Consider the following 6080-nt stretch of genomic DNA (forward strand, 5'->3'; position numbering starts at 1 on the left):
GGGCGATTTTACAATAAAGCGAGGCGTAATTATTGATGAACGGTGCTTGGTATTCCGGTTGGAGGCATGTATTTAAGCTTGATCCAGAACGCGAGCTGTCGGACGAGGCGCTTGAAGCGATCTGTATGTCCGGAACGGATGCGATCATTGTTGGCGGATCAAGCGGTGTAACATTCGAAAATACGGTGGACCTCATGTCGCGCATTCGCCGTTTTGAAGTCGATTGCGCGCTTGAGGTTTCGACGATGGAAGGCGCGGTTCCCGGATTTGACGGTTACTTCGTGCCTATCGTATTAAACACGGATCGGGCGGAATGGATTAATGGCCGGCAGACCGAGGGATTGAAGGAGTATGGCACTTTCGTGCCTTGGGAGTCTACGGCGGCTCAAGGCTATATTATATTGAACGCGGAAGCAACGGCGGCGAAGCTGACCGGAGCGGATGCCGAGCTTGATGAGGATGGACTCATTGCTCATGTGAGGATGGCAGATCGACTTATGCGCCTGCCGGTCGTCTATCTCGAGTATAGCGGAACGTATGGCGATATGCGGCTAGTGAAACGGGCGAAATCGGTTATCGAAGGCGCTCAATTGTTCTACGGAGGCGGCATCGACAATGAGGACAAAGCCCGTGAGGCGGCGGTTGCCGCTCATACGATAGTCGTCGGAAATGTCGTGTACAGCGATCTGGCAGCGGCCTTGTCTACGGTCGAGGCTGTACGGGAAGTCGACCTGGCAGCGAATGTTGAAAAGTAAATAGAACAGCTAACAGATGAGGTTGCTTGCGTGTCGCTTACGACACTGGAGCAGCCTTTTTTTGCGGGTACAACCGATGGAACTATTTTGCTAAAATAGTTGAGGGTTCAAATTGACACGCGGCAGGTCGTTGTCTACACTGAGGATAGGCGAACAAATGCGAACAAAGGAGCAAAAGCATGTTGAATCATATCGGCATCGAGCAAGCGGTGCAGAAGCTTAATCCGCCGCAACGGGAAGCCGTTCAAGCGACGGATGGACCGCTGCTGATTATGGCCGGCGCGGGAAGCGGCAAGACGCGCGTCCTCACGCATCGTATAGCATACTTAATCGAGAAGAAGCGGGTAGCTCCGTGGAGCATCCTCGCTATTACATTTACGAATAAAGCATCGCGCGAAATGCAGGATCGGGTGAGCGCGCTCGTTGGACCGACAGGACGGGACATTTGGGTATCGACGTTCCACTCCATGTGTGTCCGTATACTGCGCAGAGATATTCATCGGATCGGCTTTACGACCAATTTCTCGATCCTGGATTCGTCCGATCAGCTGTCCGTTATACGCGGCTGCATGAAGGATATGAATTTAGATACGAAGAAGTTTGAACCGAAGGCCGTTCAAGCGGCGATCAGCGGCGCGAAGAATGAGCTCATTACACCGGAACGTTTTGGAGAAAAGGTTGGCGATTTCTTCGATGACATCGTAGCCAAAGTGTTCGATAAATACCAGAAGCGGCTTAGAAACAACAACTCGCTCGACTTTGACGATCTCATTATGATGACGATCCAGCTGTTCAAGGATGAGCCAGAGGTGCTTGATTTTTATCAGAACAAGTTCCGCTACATTCATGTCGACGAATATCAGGATACGAACAGAGCCCAGTACATGCTGTGCCGCATGCTGGCTGATAAGCATCATAATATTTGCGTCGTCGGCGACAGTGACCAGTCGATCTATCGCTGGAGGGGCGCGGACATAACGAACATCTTGAACTTCGAGGGCGATTATCCCGAAGCTCGCACGATCATGCTGGAGCAAAACTATCGCTCGACAGCGAACATTCTTGATGCGGCCAATGCGGTCATTAAGCTGAATACGGGCCGTAAGCCGAAGAAGCTGTGGACGGATCAAGGAGCAGGGGATCTTATTTCGCTGTACCAGGCCGACTCCGAGCATGAAGAGGGGTACTACGTTACGGGCGAAATTCGCAAGAACGTGAACAAAGGGCGGAAGTTTTCTCATCATGCGATTTTGTATCGAACGAATGCCCAGTCCCGGGTCATAGAGGAAATTTTGATCAAGTCGGATATCCCGTATCAGATCGTCGGTGGAGTGAAGTTCTACGATCGCAAAGAGATTAAGGATATACTCGCGTATTTGCGGCTGATTTCGAACCCGGACGACGATATTAGCTTGGTGCGGATTATTAATGTGCCGAAGCGGGGCATTGGCGATACGACGGTATCGAAGCTGGAAGAGGAAGCGGCGCGGCGCGGAACTTCCGTATTCCGAGTGCTTGCCGATCTCGGCGATGTCGAAGTGAACGGACGTACGCGCACGCTGCTGAACGAATTTTATGGCATTATTGATAACTTAACGCGTATGGTTGAGTATTTATCTGTGACTGAGCTCACGGAGAAAATATTGGAGCTATCGCAATACCGGATGGAGCTGCAGCGCGAGAATACGCTGGAGTCGAAAGCCCGCCTCGAGAATATCGACGAGTTTCTCTCGGTGACGATGGATTTCGAGAAGCGCAACGAGGATCGTACGCTTATCGCTTTCTTGACGGATCTTGCGCTTATCGCCGATATCGATTCGCTTGGCAAAGACGAGGAAGAGAAGGAGAAGCTGAGCGATGCGGTGACGCTAATGACGATGCATAGCGCGAAGGGGTTAGAGTTTCCGTTCGTCTTCATTATCGGCATGGAGGAATCCGTATTCCCTCATAGCCGTGCTCTTGCCGATAATGAGGAGCTGGAAGAGGAACGCCGCCTCGCTTATGTCGGCATTACGCGCGCCGAAGAGCGTCTGTACTTGACCTGCGCTCGCATGCGCACCCTGTTCGGGCGCACGGCATCGAACATGCCCTCACGCTTCCTGCAGGAAATCCCGGACAGCGTAAGGGAAAGCGCGTCCGCCGCGGGCAGCTTCGCCCGCGCGGCGATCCGCCCTGTCGCAGGGCGCGCGCCGTCTTATGGCGCGCCCGGCGCAGGAGGCCGCTCCCCCGGCATGGCGGGGAGYGGGCCGGCCGCAGCAGGCGGCAGAGCTGGCGGCGTGCGCGTAAGCACGCCGCTGGATGCCGCCAAGGTGGCCAAAGGCGGAGCGGCGGCAGGCGGAAGCCCAGCCGCCTCAGGCAGCTTTGCCGCTGGCGACCGCGTCGCGCACGGCAAGTGGGGCGAAGGCGTCATTGTATCCGTGAAGGGTACGGGCAATGACATGGAACTGCAGATCGCTTTTCCGGCACCGACCGGTATTAAGCGCCTGCTGGCAGGTTTCGCGCCGATTACAAAGGTGTAGACTAAAGTTTATAGATTCGAAGTTGCCAATTAGGAGAGGAGACCGCCTGTATGAGCGCTCAATTAGAAAGAATGCAGGAGCTCATCGCGATCATTACGGAGCACAACTACAAGTATTACACCTTGGATGAACCGTCGATTGCCGATGCGGATTACGACAAATTGTATGATGAGCTCGTTGCGCTGGAAGCATCGACGGGAGTTGTACAGCCGGAATCGCCGACGCAGCGCGTTGGCGGAGAATTGCTCACCGGCTTCGAGCCGTATCGTCACCGCGCAAGATTGTGGAGTCTGGACAAGGCGCAAAATGTAGAGGACTTGCTCGCATGGAATGCCCGTGTCGTGAAGGCTATCACCGATTACAATGCCAAAAATCCAGAATCGGAGCCTCTCCCAGATCCAAGCTACGTTGTCGAGCTGAAGTTCGACGGCTTGACGCTTAATTTGACTTATGAGGACGGACAGCTTACGCAGGCATCGACGCGCGGCAACGGAACAGTCGGCGAAGGTATTCTGGCGCAGGTGCGAACGATTCGTTCTGTTCCGCTGACGATTCCTTTCACGAACGGCATTGTTGAGGTTCAGGGTGAAGGCATTATGCAGCTGTCTGTACTTGCTAAGTACAACGAAACGGCAGTTGAACCGCTTAAGAATGCCCGAAATGCGGCAGCAGGAGCGCTTCGCAACTTGAATCCAAAGGTTACGGCGGAGAGGAAGCTTAACGCATTCTTCTATAATGTGGGCTACACGGACGGCGTGTCATTCGAGAATCATCGAGAGATGCAGCAGTTTCTGCGTGAAAACAAATTCAAAGTGAACCCTTATGTGACTTATATGGGGACTATTGAAGAGGTACAGGAGGAGCTTGGCCGCATTACGGAGCAGCGTGACAAGCTGGACTTCCTGATCGACGGGGCGGTCGTTAAGCTTGTTGACATGCGCACAAGAGAGGCGCTTGGCTACACAGACAAGTTCCCGCGCTGGGCAGTTGCCTTCAAGTTCGAGGCGGAAGAAACAACGACCGTGCTGGAGTCTGTCTCCTGGGAGGTAGGCCGCACGGGTAAAATAACACCGGTAGCACGAGTAGAAGCGGTTGAGCTGGCAGGTGTGACGGTTCAGAACTGTACGCTTAACAATATTGGCGACATTGAACGCAAGAACTTGAAGCATGCGCTGGGCGCACAGGTTATCATTCGTCGCTCCAATGATGTCATTCCTGAAATCCTAGGCAAAGCCGACGATGAGCCGGGCTCGGAGATCGTCTTCCCGACGGTTTGCCCATCCTGCGGTACGGAGCTTGAGCAGCGCGGAGCGCATCTGTTCTGCAACAACAAGCTGGGCTGTCAGCCGCAGATTATCGGACGTATTACGCATTTTGCATCGCGCGACGCGATGGACATCGAGACGTTCAGCGTGATGACGGCTGATCAACTCTACACCGATTGCGAAGTTCGCGATCCTGCGGACTTGTATGCTTTGCAATATGACGATCTCATCAAGCTCGACCGCTTCGGCGAGAAGAAAGCCCGCAAGCTGCTGGATGCGTTCGAGAAGTCGAAGTCCCGGGAACTGGCATCGTTCTTATTCGCGCTCGGCATTCCGAATACGGGCAAAGCAACGACCAAGATGCTCGCCGATCACTACGGCAGCCTCGATGCAATTATGGCGGCTACCGCGGATGAGCTAGTTACCCTCCCCGACATCGGAGGGATCGTGGCGGAGAGCATTGTCGGCTTCTTCGCGGATCCGGTCATCGCAGCGAGCATTGCGCGCATGCGCGAGCTAGGCGTGAAGGCGGAAGCCGAGCAGGCAGTCGTCGTTCGCGAGGACAGTATCTTTAGCGGCAAGACCGTAGTACTGACGGGAACGCTCCCGACGATGTCGAGAGACGAAGCGGCTAAGTTGCTTGAAGCCTGCGGCGCTAAGATTTCGGGAAGCGTATCGAAAAAAACCGATTTCGTCGTAGCGGGCGACAGCGCCGGTAGCAAGCTGACCAAAGCGCGCGAGTTGGGTATTACCGTTATTGATGATGAAGCGGAGCTTCTTCGATTGTTGGGAGAAGAGTAAGCAAGAAGGGTGCATGGCTATGAAGCGTTAGCAGAGACTGGTAGTGAACCAGTCCTTCGGCTTCTAGGCCTTGCACCCTTTTTGTTTGCGGAGGGAAAAGCAACTTTTGTTATGCAATGAAGGACACTCCCAACTGACAAGCTGATCATAGTTGCTGCAAGCACTATCCATTATGATAAGTATAATGAAAATGGCTTTCAGTTAGTGGGTGCGGATCATGACGGATACATACCATATCGAATAACAACGAATGTAAAAAATTACAAGTTGTATTTCGTTTGTGGATGTGTTAAATTATTTCTTGTCGCTTCGGAGGCATTGCGGAAAACGGATTGAAACACTTTTTAAAAAAGTAAAACAAGCTGTTGACACGATGGACGAAAGCTGATATCATGAATTCTTGTCACGACAAAATGTGACAGCAAGTTCTTTGAAAACTGAACAAATGGATCACGTCAAAATCCAAACAAAAATTTGAAGATTTTCTTCTTGGCTTCAGCCAAAAGAAAACTTCTAGCTAGTTAAGTAATGAGCAAGTCGAACTACCTTTATGGAGAGTTTGATCCTGGCTCAGGACGAACGCTGGCGGCGTGCCTAATACATGCAAGTCGAGCGGAGTTATTCCTTCGGGAATAACTTAGCGGCGGACGGGTGAGTAACACGTAGGTAACCTGCCTATAAGACTGGGATAACATTCGGAAACGAATGCTAATACCGGATACGCGATTTGGTCGCATGAC

The 6080-nt window shown here is 52.7% G+C and carries 3 protein-coding genes and 1 rRNA gene; all 4 read left to right on the top strand.

What is annotated here, in order from left to right; all coding sequences use genetic code 11:
• The first annotated feature begins 35 nt into the window (after window positions 1-35).
• Complete coding sequence (gene pcrB, locus AC1DF0_RS06900; RefSeq protein WP_442052844.1) at window positions 36-755, top strand: heptaprenylglyceryl phosphate synthase; 720 nt, start codon at window positions 36-38, stop codon at window positions 753-755.
• A 179-nt stretch (window positions 756-934) separates the two neighbouring features.
• Complete coding sequence (gene pcrA / locus AC1DF0_RS06905) at window positions 935-3274, top strand: DNA helicase PcrA (protein WP_477573462.1); 2340 nt, start codon at window positions 935-937, stop codon at window positions 3272-3274.
• 50 nt (window positions 3275-3324) lie between these two features.
• Window positions 3325-5340, top strand: coding sequence for an NAD-dependent DNA ligase LigA (ligA, locus tag AC1DF0_RS06910; RefSeq protein WP_477573463.1), 2016 nt, complete (start codon window positions 3325-3327; stop codon window positions 5338-5340).
• A 547-nt stretch (window positions 5341-5887) separates the two neighbouring features.
• A 16S ribosomal RNA gene (locus AC1DF0_RS06915) occupies window positions 5888-6080 on the top strand; the annotation flags it as partial.

This window comes from Paenibacillus sp. 05T425 (assembly GCF_056396205.1).

What these genes read in the sequence shown, in the direction of transcription:
- pcrB (WP_442052844.1), top strand. Translation starts at nt 36, where the DNA reads ATGAACGGTGCTTGGTATTCCGGTTGGAGGCATGTATTTAAGCTTGAT.
- ligA (WP_477573463.1), top strand. Translation starts at nt 3,325, where the DNA reads ATGAGCGCTCAATTAGAAAGAATGCAGGAGCTCATCGCGATCATTACG.